This is a genomic window from Spirulina sp. CS-785/01, from assembly GCF_028330525.1.
Classification (GTDB): Bacteria; Cyanobacteriota; Cyanobacteriia; order Cyanobacteriales; family Spirulinaceae; genus JAQMSD01.
On record NZ_JAQMSD010000036.1, the window covers coordinates 1 to 18,753 of the forward strand.

At 45.4% G+C, this 18,753-nt stretch carries 17 protein-coding genes and 2 CRISPR repeat arrays; of the genes, 2 read left to right on the plus strand and 15 right to left on the minus strand.

Annotation, left to right across the window (positions count from 1 at the left end; translation table 11 throughout):
* Positions 1-143: 143 nt before the first annotated feature.
* The 3 genes from moaA to PN462_RS01550 all read right to left on the minus strand — a co-directional run bounded on the left by moaA (position 144) and on the right by PN462_RS01550 (position 3,755).
* Positions 144-1,133 carry a GTP 3',8-cyclase MoaA gene (gene moaA / locus PN462_RS01540; protein WP_272126110.1) on the minus strand — a complete coding sequence of 330 codons (990 nt, stop codon included), beginning with the start codon at positions 1,131-1,133 and terminating at the stop codon, positions 144-146.
* A 299-nt stretch (positions 1,134-1,432) separates the two neighbouring features.
* Positions 1,433-3,157, minus strand: coding sequence for an ABC-F family ATP-binding cassette domain-containing protein (locus tag PN462_RS01545; protein ID WP_272126111.1), 1,725 nt, complete (start codon positions 3,155-3,157; stop codon positions 1,433-1,435).
* A 91-nt stretch (positions 3,158-3,248) separates the two neighbouring features.
* Positions 3,249-3,755 carry a DUF6653 family protein gene (locus tag PN462_RS01550; RefSeq protein ID WP_272126112.1) on the minus strand — a complete coding sequence of 169 codons (507 nt, stop codon included), beginning with the start codon at positions 3,753-3,755 and terminating at the stop codon, positions 3,249-3,251.
* Positions 3,756-4,026: 271 nt separating this feature from the next.
* Here PN462_RS01550 and PN462_RS01555 point away from each other — a divergent pair, with 271 nt between their 5' ends.
* Together PN462_RS01555 and PN462_RS01560 are read left to right on the plus strand one after the other, a co-directional pair.
* Positions 4,027-4,632: a glutathione S-transferase family protein gene (locus tag PN462_RS01555; RefSeq protein ID WP_272126113.1), complete on the plus strand. Its 606-nt coding sequence runs from the start codon at positions 4,027-4,029 to the stop codon at positions 4,630-4,632.
* A 254-nt stretch (positions 4,633-4,886) separates the two neighbouring features.
* Complete coding sequence (locus PN462_RS01560) at positions 4,887-6,050, plus strand: ferrochelatase (RefSeq protein WP_272126114.1); 1,164 nt, start codon at positions 4,887-4,889, stop codon at positions 6,048-6,050.
* 141 nt (positions 6,051-6,191) lie between these two features.
* Here the strand turns inward: PN462_RS01560 and PN462_RS01565 are convergent, their stop codons facing one another.
* From PN462_RS01565 to cas6, 12 genes are all read right to left on the minus strand, one after another.
* Entirely contained in the window at positions 6,192-6,365 is a 174-nt protein-coding gene (locus tag PN462_RS01565) for a hypothetical protein (protein ID WP_272126115.1), read from the minus strand.
* 176 nt (positions 6,366-6,541) lie between these two features.
* Positions 6,542-7,380: direct repeats of the CRISPR family, unit length 37 nt; unit sequence GTGATCAACGCCTAACGGCAATCAAAGGTTATCACAC.
* A gap of 273 nt (positions 7,381-7,653) precedes the next feature.
* Positions 7,654-8,049 (minus strand): HEPN domain-containing protein, encoded by a 396-nt coding sequence (locus PN462_RS01570; RefSeq protein WP_272126116.1) that lies wholly within the window; start codon positions 8,047-8,049, stop codon positions 7,654-7,656.
* Complete coding sequence (locus PN462_RS01575; RefSeq protein ID WP_272126117.1) at positions 8,046-8,369, minus strand: nucleotidyltransferase domain-containing protein; 324 nt, start codon at positions 8,367-8,369, stop codon at positions 8,046-8,048. The genes PN462_RS01570 and PN462_RS01575 overlap by 4 nt, the downstream gene beginning before the upstream one ends.
* Positions 8,370-8,556: 187 nt before the next feature.
* On the minus strand, positions 8,557-8,850 hold the full coding sequence (cas2, locus tag PN462_RS01580) for a CRISPR-associated endonuclease Cas2 (protein WP_272126118.1): 294 nt from the start codon (positions 8,848-8,850) through the stop codon (positions 8,557-8,559).
* Between the two features lie 9 nt (positions 8,851-8,859).
* Positions 8,860-10,494 carry a type I-MYXAN CRISPR-associated endonuclease Cas4/Cas1 gene (locus PN462_RS01585; RefSeq protein WP_272126119.1) on the minus strand — a complete coding sequence of 545 codons (1,635 nt, stop codon included), beginning with the start codon at positions 10,492-10,494 and terminating at the stop codon, positions 8,860-8,862.
* Between the two features lie 124 nt (positions 10,495-10,618).
* Positions 10,619-10,822 (minus strand): DUF6887 family protein, encoded by a 204-nt coding sequence (locus PN462_RS01590; protein ID WP_443029036.1) that lies wholly within the window; start codon positions 10,820-10,822, stop codon positions 10,619-10,621.
* A gap of 11 nt (positions 10,823-10,833) precedes the next feature.
* Positions 10,834-11,001: a DUF6888 family protein gene (locus tag PN462_RS01595; RefSeq protein WP_272126122.1), complete on the minus strand. Its 168-nt coding sequence runs from the start codon at positions 10,999-11,001 to the stop codon at positions 10,834-10,836.
* Positions 11,002-11,036: 35 nt separating this feature from the next.
* Positions 11,037-11,961: direct repeats of the CRISPR family, unit length 37 nt; unit sequence GTGATCAACGCCTTACGGCAATCAAAGGTTATCACAG.
* A 353-nt stretch (positions 11,962-12,314) separates the two neighbouring features.
* Positions 12,315-12,995, minus strand: coding sequence for a CRISPR-associated protein Cas5 (gene cas5, locus PN462_RS01600; RefSeq protein WP_272126123.1), 681 nt, complete (start codon positions 12,993-12,995; stop codon positions 12,315-12,317).
* Positions 12,996-13,000: 5 nt separating this feature from the next.
* Positions 13,001-13,906, minus strand: a complete 906-nt coding sequence (locus tag PN462_RS01605; RefSeq protein WP_272126124.1) for a hypothetical protein — start codon at positions 13,904-13,906, stop codon at positions 13,001-13,003.
* A 57-nt stretch (positions 13,907-13,963) separates the two neighbouring features.
* Complete coding sequence (cmx8, locus tag PN462_RS01610) at positions 13,964-15,616, minus strand: type I-MYXAN CRISPR-associated protein Cmx8 (protein WP_272126125.1); 1,653 nt, start codon at positions 15,614-15,616, stop codon at positions 13,964-13,966.
* Positions 15,613-17,904 (minus strand): CRISPR-associated helicase Cas3', encoded by a 2,292-nt coding sequence (cas3, locus tag PN462_RS01615; RefSeq protein ID WP_272126127.1) that lies wholly within the window; start codon positions 17,902-17,904, stop codon positions 15,613-15,615. The genes cmx8 and cas3 overlap by 4 nt, the downstream gene beginning before the upstream one ends.
* Positions 17,882-18,547: a type I-MYXAN CRISPR-associated protein Cas6/Cmx6 gene (gene cas6 / locus PN462_RS01620; protein ID WP_272126128.1), complete on the minus strand. Its 666-nt coding sequence runs from the start codon at positions 18,545-18,547 to the stop codon at positions 17,882-17,884. The genes cas3 and cas6 overlap by 23 nt, the downstream gene beginning before the upstream one ends.
* Between the last annotated feature and the right edge of the window lie 206 nt (positions 18,548-18,753).

The following is an 18,753-nucleotide window of genomic DNA, read 5'->3' on the forward strand; positions in this document are numbered from 1 at the left end:
ATGAAAATAGTGCCGTTTTGATCAAACGGATTGCTATTGAGTCAGTTGCGGTGGGCAGTCGTAACTCTAAAACGCTTCCTTCCTTGAAACTAATTCTGGGATGAGAAGAATCCCGCGTCTTTCAGCGCGGGAGATGTCAACCCCTATCCGCCAATTTGGGACATGGTACGGTGATAGAGTCCGGTTTCTGTGCCAGTTTCTCGTTGTTTAAAGTTAATTTCTGGTTTTAACTCTAGTAACCCTTGGACTTGTTGACGGAGTTGGGGAATGCTTACCCCTTCTCGGAGTTGGGTTTTTAAGTCCAGTTGTCCGGTTTCGTTGAGTAAGCAGGGCCGCAACCAACCATCGGCGGAGAGACGCATTCGGTTACAGCGATCGCAAAAACACTCGGACATCTGAGAAATAAAGCCTAATGTCCCTTTGGCCCCCGGAATGCGAAATACATCCGCCGGACCATTGCCGCGCACGGTGGCTTCTTCTAACCCCCACTGTTGGCGAATCCAAGATCGCAACTCCTCCGAGGGAATCCAGGCCCGATCGCCGAATAATTCTGGATTGCCAATGGGCATAAATTCAATAAATCTCACGTGCCAATTCCGATCTAGGGTTAAGGCCGCTAAGTCCAACACCTCCCCTTCATTCACCCCCGGAATCACTACGGTGTTTAATTTTAAGGGGTCGAACCCCACCCGATGGGCTTCCTGTATGCCCTCCCACGTTTGTTTCCAGCGACTTTTTCCCCCTGTGCCGATAATTTTGTCAAAGGTGTCTGGGTTGAGGGAATCTAGGCTAATATTCAGCCGATGTAAGCCCGCATTGTACAAGTCTTGGGCATATTGAGCGAGGAGAAAGGCATTGGTGGAGAGGGCGATATCTTGGGTTGCGGGTAAACGGGCAATGTCTCGCACTAAGTCCACCACTCCTGGACGCAGTAAGGGTTCTCCTCCGGTGAGGCGAAATTTCTGAAACCCTAGGGGGATAAAAACGCCTTCTAATAGGGTAATAATTTCTTGATGGGTGAGTAAGTTTTGTTGAAGAATGTAGTCTAGTTTTGCCCCTTCTGGCATACAGTAGAGACAGCGAAAGTTACAACGGTCAATGAGACTAATTCGTAGATAGTCAACGGGGTTCATAGGCGGAAGTCGAGGGTGATCTGTTCATAGTAATGCTAGCTTTATATGCCTTGGGTTTAAACCCAAGGATGTTCGGCGATGCTCAGACGTTCGGCGATGCTCCGTCGAGTCGCTAATAGCTGAAACCCGTTAAAACAGGTTGATAGACGTAAGCATTCAGCCGGAGCGCGTTTCCCTTGGGGGGACACGCTCCGCGAACAGCTTTACTTTCAATTCTCCACAAGTCTCTCACTTGTTATATAGCATTATGGGGATACGTTTGAGCATAGCCAATATTGCTCATTGTTAATGGTTAATTGTTAAGCCGTAACTTTCTTTTTCTGCTTTTTGGCTTTTTCTTTCTCCCGTTTTTTCGCTGCTTTTTCTCGTTTTTTCGCTTCTTTTTTCTCTTTTTCGAGACGCATTAATTCTTGTTCTCGTTCTTCTTCTAGTTTATCCAGATAATAGTGATAATCGCCATTATAAACGACTAATTCTCCGTCCCGAATTTCGACAATTTTGGTGGCAACTTTGGAGATAAAATAACGGTCGTGAGACACTAGAATGACTGTCCCGTCGTATTCTTGCAGTGCGTCTTCTAACATCTCTTTGGCCGGAATATCTAAGTGATTGGTTGGCTCATCGAGAATCATTAGGTTGGCAGGCCGGAGGAGCATTTTGGCTAGGGCTAAACGGGCTTTTTCTCCTCCACTTAATGCTTTTACTTTTTTAAAGACGGTTTCGCCACTAAAGAGGAAACGACCTAATAAGGTTCTGACTTCTTCGTTTTTCCAGTCGGGGACTTCATCATGGATGGTTTCCATGACGGTTTTTTCTAGGTTTAAGGCTTCGGCTTGGTTTTGTTCAAAGTAACCAGGAATGACGTTATGTTCCCCTAGTTTGACTGTTCCTTCTTGGGGGGTTTCTATTCCCATCATCATGTGTAAGATGGTAGATTTTCCGGATCCGTTGGGGCCGAGGAAGGCGATGCGATCGCCGCGTTCAATTAAGAGATTCGCGCCTAAAAATAATATTTTGTCTTCGTAAGTATGCACCACATCTTCAATTGTCACCACTTCTCGACCACTACGAGGGGCGGGGGGAAAGTGGAATTTGAGGCTTTTTAAGCCTCCGGTTGGGGCTTCCACTTTCTCCATTTTTCCCAGTTGTTTTTCCCGGCTTTTGGCTTGGGTGCTGCGGGTTGCACTGGCGCGGAATTTCTCGACAAAGGCTTGTTGTTTTTCGATTTCTTTTTGTTGGTGTTCGTAAGCACTTTGTTGGGCGGCAATATTTTCGGCTTTTTGCTGCAAGTAGGCTGAGTAATTCCCTAAGTACGTGGTGGAAACGCCGCGCTCAGTTTCGACGATCTGGGTGCAGAGACGGTCTAAAAATTCTCGGTCGTGAGAGACGATGACAATGGGGGTTTTCAGGTTTTTCAAATAGTTCTCTAACCATTCAATGGTTTCTAGGTCTAAATGGTTGGTCGGTTCGTCCAAGAGAAGGATATCGGGGCTTTGTAGGAGGATTTTCCCTAAACTCATGCGCATTTGCCACCCCCCACTAAAGGAACTGACTAAACGATCGCCGTCTTCGGGGCTAAAGCCCATTTCGGGTAAAATTTTCTCAATCTGCGCTTCGAGGCCGTATCCGTCGAGGGCTTCAAATTGGCGTTGGAGTTGGTCTAATTTGTTGATACATTTTTCGAGTTCGTCGGGAGCGGCGGTTTCCATGTCTTGGGTGACTTGCGCGATCGCGTGTTGCACGTCATTAGCTTCAGTGAATACTGTCCAAAACTCCTCCCGGACCGTGCGGGTGGGGTCCACTTCAAATTCTTGGGTTAAATAGGCAATATGGAGGTTGGAGGGGCGCACCACGTTTCCTGATGTGGGTTCGGTTTCTCCCATGATGATGCGCAGTTGTGTCGATTTCCCTGCACCATTCACCCCGACAAGGCCAATGCGATCGCCTTCTTTGACTTCCCAGGTTACATTTTTCAGGACTTCACCGTTTGGATAAATTTTGCTGATATTTTCGAGTCGTAGCATTCGCGCCTTACCCCCTTTTGTCTCGTCACCTTTCGTACTTTAACAATCTTTACATCCTAATGCCAATTGAACAGGGGGAAATTCCCGTCCGTTAATACAACCAAGATTGATATTCGGGGGTTGCATTTTGCATATCGTGATACAACCAGACCATGCGATCGACAAACCAAATTTTGGCAAGATAAACAAGGACAGTCCCTAGTAGGGTAGGCCAGACGGACAATGTATAAAGTCCCCAGAGGAGAAAGGGGAGTCCTGATGCAGAAATCAGGTTTAAAATGATCGGGGCGGTTTGATGATGTTCGGGAATAGCCACTTGCTCTCGATTGAGCCACACGCGCTCCCCTAAAACCGCTTTAGAAGCCCAGTTGCAGGTTGAGGTTGGTTTGGGAAAGAGTCGGGGATTGAGCCAAGTCCAGAGTATCACAAGCAGGATAGGCGCGATCGCGCCCCACCCCAACCAAACCCGACTCCACACCGCCAAAATCAGCAGAGGTAACACGGTGAAGCGAGTCCAGAAACTCCACGGGTTAGCGTGTTTTTCCCAGACTTCCTCCGTCATGGAGAAAGTATTGGCAATGTACTGTTCAAAATTCATGATTTCCTAACTTTGCGCCCTCAACCCGTTTTAACAGATTTTCACTTCGCCCCCTCAACCGTTTTAACAGATTTTCACTTCGCCCCCTCAACCGTTTTAACAGGTTTTCACTTCGCCCCCTCAACCCGTTTTAACAGGTTTTCACTTCGCATCCTCAACCTGTTTTAACAGGTTTTCGCTCTTAGCCTTGGGTTTTAACCCAAGGTTAAAGGTAAGCTATTCTAAACAATGATACACTGAACCCTTAAACCCTCATCTCTGTTAATCCTTCATGGTCTTTCGTCTCTATCAATCGCAACCCTCTGGCAACTGTTATAAAATTCGCCTTCTCCTATCGCAATTACAAATTGAGTTTGAAAAAGTCGAAATTGATATCTTTCAAAAAGAAACCCGTACCCCAGAATTTTTAGAAAAAAACTTAAACGGTCGTGTCCCAGTCTTAGAAACAGAGGAAGGAAAATTCTTAGCCGAATCTAATGCAATTTTATACTATCTCAGCGACGAAACCCACTTTTTACCCAATAGTCGCTGGGAACGCGCCCAAATCTTACAATGGTTATTTTTTGAACAATATAGTCACGAACCCTATATTGCCACCTCCCGTTACTGGATTTCCTTATTAAAGCAACCTGAAAAATATCAAGACTTAATTAACCAAAAGCGTGACCCCGGTTATGCCGCCTTACAAGTGATAGAAAAACACTTGACAAATCACCCATTTTTTGTATTAGACCAATATACCATCGCCGATATTGCCCTCTTTGCTTATACCCATGTGGCCGATGAAGGAGGATTTGAATTGAACAAATTTCCCCATATTTTAAACTGGATTGAGCGAGTGAAAGAACAACCCAATTATATTCCCATTACAGCGTAATAAGCGTTAGGTGTTAACCGATTGTTCATCAATTGGGCGATCACGTCCAAACAGTTTAGGTAATAATAATCCCGATTGAGCTTTATAACTGGCAAACTCAGGGTAACGCGAGAAAGTCCATGATACGCCGATTATAGACCTTTGCGGCGGGTCGCCATTCAACCTCAGTAACCGAGTTCCCTCCTTCGTCATATCCCCCCATAGGGCATATTTGTTACACTGACAGAAAGTATTGAACTCAAAGGAGTTGTGACGTGGTTGCTACCCCGGAAAAAGTCCAACAAGACCAAACCCCCACATCAGGAAACGACCGAGTGGCCGTCTTATTGATGGGGTATGGTGAGGTGGAGAGTTATGAAGATTTTGCCAACTACAACGAACAGGCATTAAATCTTTTAACCGCTAAGTTTGCGCCGGTCCCGACTTGGATTTATCCCCCCTTGGCCAAACTCCTGGCGATTTTTGACCTCCATGAGTGGGGACACCAACACGGGAACTTCATTTCCCCTCACAACCAGATTTTTGAACAGCAACGGGTGGGGATTGAACAGGAATTACAAAAAACCTGGGGCGATCGCGTTAAAGTGTTCAAAGCCTTTAACTTTTGTAAACCCTATCTCCCCGAACAAGTCCTCGAACAAGTCCAAGACGAAGGCTTTGATAAACTCTTAATCTATCCCCTCCTGGTGGTGGACTCCATCTTCACCAGTGGCATTGCTGTAGAACAGGTCAACAACGCCCTCACCCAACTCGCAGGAGAGGGAGATCACTGGTTAACCGGGACGCGCTATATCCCCTCCTTTTATAACCAAGAGGACTATATTGAGTTATTAGCCCGCCTAGTCGAAGAAAAAATCCAAAATGACCTCAGCGTAGCCCATCTCCCCTCCCAAACCGGAATTGTCCTCCTCAACCACGGATGTCCCCACAAAGCCAAAGGCTTTACCTCTGGCATCATGGAGAGTGAAGCATTGTACGAAAAAGTACGGGAAAAACTGATCAACAAATATCCCTTAATCTCGGTGGGTTGGTTAAACCACGACACTCCCTTAATCGAATGGACCCAACCCAATGCAGAGTTAGCAGCGAAAAACTTAATTGAGTTAGGGGCTACGGCCATTGTCATGATGCCCATTGGCTTTGCCACCGAAAACCACGAAACCATTTTAGATGTAGATCACATTTTAGAGCGACTGCAACAGAAGTATTACAAAGTAACCTATGTGCGGATGCCTTGTGTGAATGATCATCCTGAGTTTTTACAAATGGCGGCACAATGGGCAAATTCGCAAATTGAGGCGTTATTATCGGAGACTGCGGTTGTGGTTAACCCCCAACAAGCAACCCATGATCATAGTCATGGCCACCACCACCATCATGATCATGATCATGATCACGGCCATCACCATCATCACTAAATAACCCGTCGGTTGGGTGTAGCAACAGCAACACAACACCCAACCTTGTAAGGATGGGTTGATGGGGTGATGGAAACGCAAACCATTAATATCCAATCCGGTTAATCTAGGTTCGTAGTAAGCCCTTTAGGGCTTACGCTATTATTCATTATTCTGGTTCTTTTGGTTGCTTTCACGCACAGCAGCAAACACAAGTCCAACTATGGCAATGGAGCAAAAGAACAATGTGATAATGGGCTGATTGAGTGCCAAAAACATTGCACCGACTGCCGACAGCATCGACATGATCACGATGATGCGGTTATTTTTGCGCATTATGAGGCCTCCTTTGTGGTGTATAACAGGTGTCGTGTTGACAACTCCCACCCTTCAAGGCAGTAGGAGTCTTCCTTCAACAAAAAACGCCCCCCAAAGAAGGAGTGATTAACACCTAACGGCGGTCTGAGGGTATCATACTAAAGCCCAAGTCCTCAACGCTTTGGGCTTTTCTCGTGATCAATGCCTAACGGCAATCAAAGGTTATCACACCTCTCCCCGGTTAAAATCCATTTGGCCAAAAGTCAGTGATCAACGCCTAACGGCAATCAAAGGTTATCACACTTTCTAAAGATTGTTTAGTAATAAGAGAATATATTTAGTGATCAACGCCTAACGGCAATCAAAGGTTATCACACAATCTAATAAGCGGATTATGCTTAAATGTGTGGTTAGTGATCAACGCCTAACGGCAATCAAAGGTTATCACACTAGAAGTATCTCGGAAAGAGTGGTTAAAATGATATAGTGATCAACGCCTAACGGCAATCAAAGGTTATCACACTGAGTTTTCACACCATCTTCATTAGAAACTACAAAGTGATCAACGCCTAACGGCAATCAAAGGTTATCACACCATTTCCATCAATTGCAATTCCATCATGTCGGACTGGGTGATCAACGCCTAACGGCAATCAAAGGTTATCACACTTGAAGACCTAGATTCTTGGAATAGAGATAATCATAGTGATCAACGCCTAACGGCAATCAAAGGTTATCACACGAGCAAAATCGCTGGCTCATCTCCATCGACAAAGGTGATCAACGCCTAACGGCAATCAAAGGTTATCACACTGAGACTCAATCCGCACAAACCAGCGTGTATGCTTGGTGATCAACGCCTAACGGCAATCAAAGGTTATCACACAATCTTAAATCCAAGCCACTCCACAATCGCATCCAGGTGATCAACGCCTAACGGCAATCAAAGGTTATCACACCCCCAGAGCCGCCCCCCCCACCACCAAAAATACAAGTGTGATCAACGCCTAACGGCAATCAAAGGTTATCACACGGCAGATTCTACAACCCGCACCAGACAAGGACGCTCAGAGCATTTTGCAAGCACCTCCCGTCTTTCGTGTAACTTACCCCCAAAATAGCCCATTTTCCCAAAAAATGCAAGCCCCCAAACCCAGACCCCATCAGCCTTACAGCATTTTGCAAGCACCTCCCAAGCAAGAAAAATCGCCAAAACCCTGCTCCCCCAAGAGATACAGCGAATTTTTGCGACTCCCAACCCCTCACAAGCGGAGGTGCTTGTGAAAATTTAATGATTTACGAGAGATTAAGGAGATGGAGGAAGGAGAGAATCAATATAAACACAGGCAAAATTGAACATTTCTACAGCACGATTCAGAATTTGCTCTACTTCTGTTACACTAATTTCTATACTGGCATTATAGTCTGCTTCAATGCGTGTTTTTTGAGCATCAATTAAGTAACGATGGAACTGCACAGGAACACGCTGAGTGCGGGCAAATTTTTGTCCAAATGCAGCGATGACAGCAGAATGTCGAGCGTATGATAATTTGTCACCTTCCAAAAAGGCACTCACGATGTAAAACATGACATAATAACCGCGAGAAGCGGCAGAATCAGAAAATCCTGCATCTTTTAACATTTGTGCCGCTTGTAAGGTTTTCTCGGCCTTGTCTAATAGTCTTTGTTGCTCTGGAGTCATACTGTTACTCCCTCTTGACGGATATTTCTGAAGAAACCGCTATCATAGGTTTGGTATTTTTGGACTGTGGCAAATGTGCAGCAGATGACCACAGCATATTCTAGACAGAGATTTGCAACTAATTCTGAAATGCGATCGCTTTCTGTCCCATACACAAAAGGCCGTTTGAGCAAAATTAAAAGATCAATATCGGAGTCTTGTTCAGCATCTCCCCTAGCTTGAGAACCGTAGAGAATAAGACACTCTAAATCAGTACCATACAGTTTTTCTAATCCTTGACGAATTTGGGTCAAAATTCTAGATAAATCTGGATGAGTCATTCAAAAACTCAACTTTTCGGATACTGTGACATCCCTCGAACTATAATATAACATTTGTGGATAGCGCAGTGAAACCCAACCCCACCCACTGAGGGTTTGTACAAGAATCGCCAAAACCCTGCTCCTCCAAGAGATACAGCGAATTTTGGCGACTCCCCACCCCTCACAAGCGGAGGTGCTTGTAAATTCAGAAAATCCGATAGCCCGACTCCCACTGCTGCCAAGCATTGGGACGATTATAGAGCGCGAGATTACGGATACATTGGGCCGAAAGCTGGATCAACAACAGATCATCCTCCTCCGTGAGAACCTCCTCCAACTGCCAGCGTAACTTCTCCCGTTGTCGCTGCGTCAACCAACAGCGAAACAGAGAATATTGTACGCGATCGCCATATCCCGTAATAATCTTATAAGCCCGTCGCCACCGCTTAGGAGAGCGAATATCATAGGCCACCAAATACCAATAATGTCGTTCAGCCATACTTCCCCCTTAGCGGACAACCCACTGGCCAAACAACCCCCCTTCAGCGCACCACTCCTTCTCCAGTAAGCGCACCTCCAGTTCCAAAAACCGCCGATAAGTCAGCGAATACCCCAATTTGGGATGCTTCCAAGTCTGTGCCTTACGCTGTTCATACAACTCCACAAACTTATGACGGCCCAAATCACTCAACCAAACTTGCTCCCCCCGGATGGTAAAATCTGCCTCAACATCCCATTGACCGCGATGAATAGAGGCCAAAATCGGCATATCCACCAAGGGAACGCGAAATAACTCCATTAAATCCAACGCCAACGGAGGAGCTTGCGAACGGGGTTGATGATAGAATCCCAAGGCAGGCTCTAAACCCACCGTTAAAATCGCATTCATCACATCCTTGAGCAGCAGCGCGTAGCCAAACCCCAACATAGCATTAAAGCGGTCTTTGGGAGGACGACGGTTGCGGTGGTTAAACTGGAGTTCTGGCGGGACTTGCGATGAGATAATATGAGGCAATGCCCCAAAATATAAGGCCGCTAACTTCCCCTCCAATCCCAATAACGTCTCCAAGGAGGACGCATCCGGGACTTGTTTAAGAATGGCCTTCATTTGAGCAATTGTTGTTTCAAGATGCGCGACTTTACCCTTGAGATTGCGTTTCCCCCGCATCAAAAACTGTCGCTGTCCCCGACCACGACCCGCAACCAGCGTCTGTGCTAAAGTGAGACAAGCCTCTGGATTCGCTAATGCCTTGTATTGCCAACGACGACGTTGAATACTCCCCCGTCGCTGCTCAAAACTCCCCACATAGCGGCCTCCTCCGGAAATCCAATGGACTCCTATCCCTTGACTAGCGCAAAAATGCAGAGCTTGGGTAGAAATTTGTGAGAAACTGTGCAACACTACTTGGCCGACTTGTTGAGTGGGGAAAATCTCTGGAGTGCGATCGCGTCGCGTTAATTTTAACCGTTCTCCCGTCCGTCCCAAACGCGAACCAGGTTCAAGGACATGGATAATTTGTCGCTCATCATCTGAGGGAAAGAGTCGCAAGGAGGACACTTCCTTATGATGGGCCAGTCGTGCTTCTTCCGGGAGACAGACGGGAGCAAGAGAACACCGTTGACAGAGTTGCTCATTCTCCGTCACGGGGGGACGATAGGCAGAGTGACGGAGCATTCCTGCTGCTGCAATGGTTTGGTGTACCCAATCCCGTCCGCTATCATCAAGGGGAATATGTACTACAACATTATCAGCATGATAGCGAATGCGTCCTTCTGCCACGGGAGTCCCTAAAGCTGCTTCAATGAGGCAACAATAGGCAAGCACTTGCAGTTTATCACTCTCCCACGCTTGCGCTTGTTTCTGCTCATCTCGATAACACCGTCCCCGTTTATGTTCATAGGGGATTAATTGGCCCTCACGAGTCCGCAACGCATCCACACGGCCCCGCAATCCCAAGGTTTCGTTTTCCAGATACAGGTCTTCCCAGTCCTCTTCCTCATTCCGTTCAATTTCCGCGTGCAACCTGCGTCCCGCAAAAACCGCCGCATCTTGAGTATAAAGTTCCTCAACTTCTTCGAGGTAGAATAGGCGCGGACAATAGGCAAAAGCGTGCAATGCAGAGACGCGAATTGTTTGTTGCATTTTTGTTGATTCTATAGGCAAACTTTGTGTCATAATAGAGAAAAAAGTAGCTCTAAAATTTAACCTAAAAAAAGAAAGCGGCAAAAACCTTACCGCTTTGAAAAATTGCCTCAAAAAGAGGACACTACTGTTTTTTGTTTAATTTGTCTTTAAGAATTGCTTCAATTTCTTCTGCATCAATTTCTGATGGGGGAGGATATTTAAAGTTATTATGTTTTCGATTCATCAAGATTTCTAAGGCTTGACTAAAATTTTCTTCATCATTCCGGTGTTCTGAAAGATATTGACGAAGTTCTGTATTATTCATTTGTGAAAGGTGTTCTTTCATAGATCAAAGTTTCAATTGCCGTCTTGATTGATGACAATTTCTAAGCCATCATTAAGATCTGCTAGAATATAAATAATTTTTAATCGTTTATCATAGCGAAATAAATTAATCGGCTGATAAAGATTCGAGAGTAATTGACACACAAAGATTACGGTTTCTTTTTGCTTATCAGTCGGCAAACATTAACTCCTGACGACTTGAGTTGATAGAGAATATTATAAACGCCTAATGGCAATCAAAGGTTATCACAGGGCTTTTTGAGGGAGACAGTAGTGTTCGAGGAATCGTGATCAACGCCTTACGGCAATCAAAGGTTATCACAGTTTTGCTTTGGCTTCTTTGAGTTGGGCCATAGCGGTGTGATCAACGCCTTACGGCAATCAAAGGTTATCACAGTTTAACTCAGTCGTAGCGGGGTTTCCCGTCTCTGTCGCGTGATCAACGCCTTACGGCAATCAAAGGTTATCACAGGCCCGCCATTCCTCTAAAATTTTGCCAATCTCTTCGTGATCAACGCCTTACGGCAATCAAAGGTTATCACAGGGAGAAACTAACGGGGGGAACACCTCAACTAGCAGGGGTGATCAACGCCTTACGGCAATCAAAGGTTATCACAGGAGGTCATCCTGACCGTCCTGACCGTCATCCAAGTGTGATCAACGCCTTACGGCAATCAAAGGTTATCACAGGTAGATAATGTGTTATTGCAACATGGATGGTCAAGAAAGTGATCAACGCCTTACGGCAATCAAAGGTTATCACAGTGCGCGATCGCTTCCTCATTCAATCCCCCGCCCAATTCGTGATCAACGCCTTACGGCAATCAAAGGTTATCACAGAGACTAAGTTTGACAAACTCGTTGAGCAAATCGAATAGTGATCAACGCCTTACGGCAATCAAAGGTTATCACAGGTAGCCGCTAGAGTATGGGATTCCTTTAGCACATTTCGGTGATCAACGCCTTACGGCAATCAAAGGTTATCACAGAGCCCCGACTACGTGACGGTTGATAACAATTTCTGCTTTGTGATCAACGCCTTACGGCAATCAAAGGTTATCACAGGTGCAAGGGGAAGAGTTCGATATCCGGAAGGATATCTAGTGATCAACGCCTTACGGCAATCAAAGGTTATCACAGTGCCGATTCTACAACCCGCACCAGACAAGGACGCTCAGACAACTTTGCAAGCACCTCCCGTCCTTCGTGTAACATACCCCCAAAATAGCCCATTTTCCCCAAAAACGCAACCTCGCAAACCCAGACCCCATCAGCCTTACAGCATTTTGCAAGCACCTCCAAGTCAAGAAAAATCGCCAAAACCCTGCTCCCATCAGAGATACAGCGAATTTTGGCGACTCCCAACCCCTCACAACCAGAGGTGCTTGTAAATTCAGAAAATTCATCATTAATGCCACCTAGACTATCAATTTTTGCGCCTTAAACTGGCGAGGCGCAAGCATTGCGCCCCTACACAATTAATGTTCTGGAGTTTATGGAGGTGGCAAAGAAATCCAAGCCTGATCGGGTGGCGTTAAAACAAACTCACTGGGGACAAAAACTTGGGTTTGTGTTTTGGTGTTGTCTTCTCGATCAATCCAAGTGGTAAGACGGCAAACCCCTCGCTTGGGGCGTTCTTCTACCTCTAAGGGACAATACCATCGTGCGAACGGTGTAGTCTCAGAGACGCTGATTTCATCGAAGAAAAAGTTATTATCCCCTGCAAAGGGTACGCCATAACGGGTTTCATTAAGTTCCCCATTCAGTCCTTGTAGAATACGATCGCATAACTCCTGGGTCGCTTTTACCCCCACCACAATATCGAGATTGACTAAAACCTCACGACGGACTGGGACAATCCAATATTTTGCCCCGTAGGTCTTTTTGGCCAAGTCTTTCCCCGATGAACCGACGGGATAAGTATGGAGTTGTTGGCTAAAAATGGCTTTTTCGGAATTCGACCCACTGGGAATTGCGATCGCAAGTTCTATAGAGGGTAAATTCTCCCGAATGGGGGTAATGGGTTGCGTTGTCTCTCCCCTCTGTTCAATCCCTGCAAGATTCAGCAATAGACCATACACCGTCGAGGGGGAAGGAATGGGAGTCGTGGAACGGTACGACCCCGACTGGAAGGAACGGAAGGCAGCAAAAGGGGCTTTTAGCCTGAGATACACAGTATTTAACCTCCTAAAAAGGTGTCAGCTAGTTCATGGAATAATTTTTCAGGATTGGCGAATAGATGAACCCCTGTATTCTCCAAGCGAGTTTTGTCCTCTGGGTTTAACTGACGGACAATTTCACCCCCTAACCAAAATTCATCTCCTGGTAAATCGCAATCTTCCGCATCGGGGGAACTGAGACGACTTAATTCGCTAAAATGACCTGTTTCATCAAAGCCATAGGTTTGATAACCTGCGACTAATTTAGGGGTGAGTCGGGCGACCACAGAACGGGGGGCGAACTCATAATAAGCCCTTGCGTGTCCTCCAGCGACTCCATTTAATTGCGCGATCGCTTGTAATAATGCCCTCACCCAGTCCGGTTTTTGCAAACAATCCCGTTGAGATAAGGCAAAAGGGTATTGAAAAGCGGTGTGGGTCACTTCCCGATGGAGTAAGGCAGAAGTTGAGGCATTTTTCCACGGACTATTACCCGCATTTAAGGGAGATTGATGAAACACCGCATCATATTTGTAGGGATTTAACGCCACGGCTAAATTGCACCGAAAAATACTATCTCGTTTGGGCGGTAAATCGCGCTTTTTCATTTCCTTGACTTCAGTATTTTGTGCCACCATATAGCCAAATAAAAAATCATCGGCATACTTGTCAGCATTGGGAAATTCTTTGAATTCAACAGCTAACTGATCTTCCTCATAAAGACGAGTACGATTATGGGGTTGATCGAGTAAAATTAGGGTTTCTCGCAGGGCATTGCGAATAGATTCTGGGCTAATAATGGCGTATTTTTGCCCATCAATGGCAATTTTTTGTAATACCGTGCGATTTTCTTCCGACTCACCCCGATAATTTCCGGAAGGGGCTGGATAAGTTAAAACTGTGGCAAACAAGTTGAGATTAGTCATGATTTATGGTTTCCTGAGAATAATACATACACCTAACGGCATCAGAGGAAAAGTTTATTAAGCAGCGTTGTTACTGGTGTTAGATTGATCCGTCTTTTTACTAGAAGAAAACTGACTGGATAATCCTAACAGGGTTAAAGCTCGAATTTCGTGAGTTTGATTGAATAACGTTTCGGCAAAATCCGGAAATTCTTCTTTGCGAATATAGGGATACAACGTCGAAACAAAGTATTCAATAAAAATTTGCGCTTCAGTACGAGAACGCACGGCTAAAAATGCGTCATTGGCAATTTTAGTTTTTTTATCATTGTATTCCTGTTCTTTTTTAGGTTTGCCTTGGCATTCTTTCCAGTCTAAACCATATTTTGAGTTTAATTTACTGAGTACATAATGCTGGCAAACCCGATAAACAATTTCGGCATAATGACGAATTTCAGTGGTCATGGCATTTTCTCCATTTTGAGGGATTTCATTTTTAAATAATTCACGAGCATCGTGATTAAAATAAGGGTCTTGTAACCACTTTCTCGGAATTCGACTCAACAAAGCATCAAACTCTAACCAAGCGGGAAGTTCTTGTAAAGGGGCATCGGTTTCAGGAGATTCTGGTGTAGAATGAAGCAAGTTTAATAAGCGTTGTTTGCGAAACCAAGGACACCAATAGGCTTTTTTAATTTCTGCATAGCGATCTACTTGGCGGGTTAATGGTTCGACATAATTCAGAGAACGAATTTTGACGACATTACCCACTTTTTCCGCATGAATTACTTCTACCCCTAAAATCAGATCGGCTAAAGTTTGATTGCCTGTTCTGCGACTGATACGTTCGCACATTAATCGCATTAATTCTAACCCCCCTTCTTCAGGAAGATCGATAATCGCTTCACGAGGTCGATATCCGTAAGAGTGCGGCTCTCGTTGATTTAAAACATCCTTAAATTCATCACAAAAATCAACAAGATTGGCAACATCAGGAATAGCTAATACATAACCTGAAATCTCCCGTTTCCCATCTTTATTTAAAATCGCCGGACAATACACTTGGGCAACATAAACCCAAAAATGGAGTAAAAATTGATGGGCAACTGTATCTTGAGTGGGGATATTTTCAGGATTAATGGTCATTGCCCCCAGATAATATTGACTTCTTTGGCCAGTTAGTTTCTCTGGGGTTTGTAATGCCTTCCAAGTTTCTGTTACATCTTTGGTATAAGGCGGTTTGCCTTCCACTCGTTCATCGTAGGATTTGCGGGTGGTAGGGATGCCTCGAATGATTGTCCAAAGCATATCTCGCCACAGTTTAATCCACAGTCCGGCGTTGTTTTCATCTCCCGATTTATCCCAGTCCGCTAAAAATGCTCCTTTGGGGACAACCACCGAATAGTAATACCGTTGGATAGTTTTGGGTTTCCCTTTTTTGTCGGTGGTTTCAATCTCCTCTACACGGTCGTATTTTTTGATTTTTTTATCCGTGTGACGTTCGTCTAGGGTGGCAGAATAGGTAAAGTCAAATAATGCCTGTAATCCCGCTTCATTAACTTGCAAGGTTGCATGAGGGTCTTCTAACTCACTGAACTCTAGGACAACTCCCTCACGGTCTGCAAATTCAGGATAACGGGACAGTTCTTGCACCATTAACACCAATCCTGCCAAACCTGCACGGTGTTGAACAGAGGGGAGTTCAGCGAGGTGATAGGTAAGCTCGATCATTGGCCAAAACCTCGTTGAGAACAATATTTATCGCTAGGTGCGATCGCTAGATATTTCGGCAACCAATCAGGATGTTCTTGGGGACTCACAGCAGATTTAGGAATGGGTAAAATATAGCCGTCATAGGGTTTTTTATCGTCGATTAACTGCTTTACCTTGTCCAAGTCTTTATCTAAAATCGCACTCACTGAATAGTCATTGCCCTCTCGGAAGGATTCAGATTTTGCCCAGTATCCCCCCCGCACAAAGTAACTATTCCTATCCGCTTGAGGTTCTGACTGGGAATATTTCGCTAAGACTTCCGCCAGTTGCCGTTGACTGACTTCGCCTTGCACTTCCCCTAGAAACTTCTCTGCGTTTTCCAATTCTGTTTTTAAATAGGGTAAAGATTGGTCAGCAGGATAAACCCAAATTGCTGCCCGAAAGTCATCCCCTCTGGCCAGATGGCGATTAGAACGGCCAAAGCGTTGGACTAAGGAGGAAATGGGGGCTGTTTCGCTGATGAGAACGTCTGCATCTAAATCTAGGGACATTTCGCAAACTTGGGTTGTTACTGCGATCGCGGGTTTTCGTTCTCCTTCTTTCGTCTTAAATGCCGCAACTGTTGCACTGTGCCTGTTTTGACGATCTTTCAGCGTAAAACGACTGTGATAGGTTAAAACTTCGGTGGGGAGGTCATTTTCGAGTAATGTGGCAATCTCTCGACATCGGTTAACAGTATTAACCACCCATAAAACTCGCTCTCCTTCTCGCTCTCCTTGCTGATAAGCTGCGATCGCGTGACGATAAGCCGTATCATAATCACAGGACTGCACCTGATAACGAGGATGTTGTTCAGCTTTCTCCAGTTCCTCTAATTTAGCCCGATTTTCAGCAGTGGGGAAAACCTCTAAAAAGTCTCGCAGTTCTTTTTGACGAGATGGGGGTAACGTTGCCGTCATGCAGAGTACGGGAATATTGAAATGTTCCAAAAAACTGATTAAGTTATCGAACATCTCCCGTGAAAAACTATGCACCTCGTCAATAATAACCACCGAATCCGCTAAAACAGGCAACAAACACAACCCGCTATAACGGTGAGTGAGAAACGAGAGAAACTGATCGACCGTTGCCGAAAAAAACCGCTTCCCCCAAAACCCCAAAGCATATAACCGTTCTTCTGGGGTGTAATCCTTGTCTCTTGTCGCCTCAGAGGGGTTCTCAGCCATGTTATTGAGTTCATAGGTAGCTGTTCCCGTTAACAAGCTGGCATCGGACTCTGGGGCCCAAGCCACATAATCTTTAAAACCTTCGGTAGCTGTACCGCGAGTAGGATAGAGAAAGATTAAACGTCCCAGTTGATGGCGAGACAGTACCCCTTGACTCCATTTATAGCCAAAGAGGGTTTTTCCCGTCCCACAACCGCTTAATAACAGCAGATAATCCCCTAAACTGGGTGCTTGTTCTTGAAATGGTTTTAGTTGAAAGGGTTGCTTTCGTTCTTCCTCAATCTGTTTATAGCGAGGTTGAAGAATTTTGTCTTCCAGTTCTTCGGAAGTCAGACAAGGAGAGTGTAACGTTTGCTCAACCCAGGGAGGAATGGCTTCAGACCGATCTGTGCGAAAAATTCCACTGGCCACGGAATCCGCAGCAATCACTCCTGCTTTCAGGGCTAAAACTAAAGCCCGTCGCCCTTTATCCCGTTTAATTTGGCGACCGAATTGACGGCCAATGGAGTTCACCTCATCATACAGTTGTTCCCAAAAGGGTTGACCTTTCACCCACTGGTGAGGCAGTTCGGGAACTCCCGTTAAACCAGCAATTGCAGCGATTTTTTGAAAAATACGCTGAATTTGTGGGTGATCTAAGTAAAATTTCACCGTTTTTTTCTGGTTTTGGGGTTGGCCCCAGTTTTCCTCAGAGTGGTTTATAGTGGCTCTAAGATGGTGAGATAAGACAGCGGCCACAATGGCTTCTCGGTCAAGTCCACTCTTGTCTAACCATTGCCAAACGGTGGGATAGTGCAAGATTAACGCACTAATCCACTCATGGCGTAAGGTTTGCTTCTCTCGACTCCCATTAATCAGAGCGATAAAATCAGCATTAGCTTTCCCAACATCGTGAAACAGGGCAGCAATGCGGAGATGTTGCAGAAACCTCTCTGCATCAGTTACTCCAAAAAAGCGACACCAATTTTTGAGAATGCGGCCTTTAAAAATGTGCTGTACAGCAGTTTCCGTGTCGATGAGGTGTTGTTCTAGGGGAAGTTCCCCATACTTGAGACTTTTAGCTAAAAGTGGCTGCTGCATCCTGTCCTCCTCTGCTGCGACGATTCACCGGAAGATTGGGATAAAAGACCCCACACCCCATGCGACGCTTACCGCCTAACCCCTGAATTTGTAGGGTAATGGAGTCCTCTGGACTTAGATCGGAGACGACGACGCTAAAGCCCACAATGGTATAGTTGCGTTCGGGTTTATGAATGGTGAGAGTTAACCGTTTGGGTTCACCTTGATGATTGGCTGGAATGCCGATATTAGCGTTAATGTTAAGGGTTTGTAATTGCCGTTGGGCAGCTTGTAAGAAGGGGACTGGCTCAGTATAGCCTTTGATGGTCACTAAACGGGCTTTGAGCGTGTCAATGGGTTTAAGGGTTTGTAATTCGGGATTCCCCAGTTGAATGGTATGCCTCCCTACTTGTAAGGTTTCTCCGGCCAATTGATAGACTTGCGCGATCGCTTCTACGGGTAAACGCATCCATAAGCGAGAACTGCGGGTTAATTCAATGATCCCTTGTCGGTCAGGAATGCCTGTAATGGTATTGATGGCGAGGTCTTGTAAATCGTGTAATTGGGGAAGTTTGCTTGCGATCGCAGCATACAAGCGATAATTGTGGTCAGCCGGAAGTTGATTTCCTGTGACGGGAAAGGTCAGGTTAACAATATTAGTCATGGTTCAAATTGAATGGATGTGATTGGCAAGTCCAGAAGAATCTGGCACTTGCCCAAGGTATTACGGATGGGAAAAAGCAATGCAGTTCAGAAACTACTCTTGGTGGCTATACTGCGATCGCTTTCCAACGATTTCGCGCTTTGTACAGAATCACGAAATGGTCTGTTTCCCAATGTCCTCGTTTTCTTGCTTTCTGAATCTCTGAC

Bases quoted from the DNA above. Each gene is read 5' to 3' on its own strand.
- moaA (WP_272126110.1), bottom strand. From the start codon at position 1,133: ATGAACCCCGTTGACTATCTACGAATTAGTCTCATTGACCGTTGTAAC.
- PN462_RS01545 (WP_272126111.1), bottom strand. From the start codon at position 3,157: ATGCTACGACTCGAAAATATCAGCAAAATTTATCCAAACGGTGAAGTC.
- PN462_RS01550 (WP_272126112.1), bottom strand. From the start codon at position 3,755: ATGAATTTTGAACAGTACATTGCCAATACTTTCTCCATGACGGAGGAA.
- PN462_RS01555 (WP_272126113.1), top strand. From the start codon at position 4,027: ATGGTCTTTCGTCTCTATCAATCGCAACCCTCTGGCAACTGTTATAAA.
- PN462_RS01565 (WP_272126115.1), bottom strand. From the start codon at position 6,365: ATGCGCAAAAATAACCGCATCATCGTGATCATGTCGATGCTGTCGGCA.
- PN462_RS01570 (WP_272126116.1), bottom strand. From the start codon at position 8,049: ATGACTCCAGAGCAACAAAGACTATTAGACAAGGCCGAGAAAACCTTA.
- PN462_RS01575 (WP_272126117.1), bottom strand. From the start codon at position 8,369: ATGACTCATCCAGATTTATCTAGAATTTTGACCCAAATTCGTCAAGGA.
- cas2 (WP_272126118.1), bottom strand. From the start codon at position 8,850: ATGGCTGAACGACATTATTGGTATTTGGTGGCCTATGATATTCGCTCT.
- PN462_RS01585 (WP_272126119.1), bottom strand. From the start codon at position 10,494: ATGCAACAAACAATTCGCGTCTCTGCATTGCACGCTTTTGCCTATTGT.
- PN462_RS01590 (WP_443029036.1), bottom strand. From the start codon at position 10,822: ATGAAAGAACACCTTTCACAAATGAATAATACAGAACTTCGTCAATAT.
- PN462_RS01605 (WP_272126124.1), bottom strand. From the start codon at position 13,906: ATGACTAATCTCAACTTGTTTGCCACAGTTTTAACTTATCCAGCCCCT.
- cmx8 (WP_272126125.1), bottom strand. From the start codon at position 15,616: ATGATCGAGCTTACCTATCACCTCGCTGAACTCCCCTCTGTTCAACAC.
- cas3 (WP_272126127.1), bottom strand. From the start codon at position 17,904: ATGCAGCAGCCACTTTTAGCTAAAAGTCTCAAGTATGGGGAACTTCCC.
- cas6 (WP_272126128.1), bottom strand. From the start codon at position 18,547: ATGACTAATATTGTTAACCTGACCTTTCCCGTCACAGGAAATCAACTT.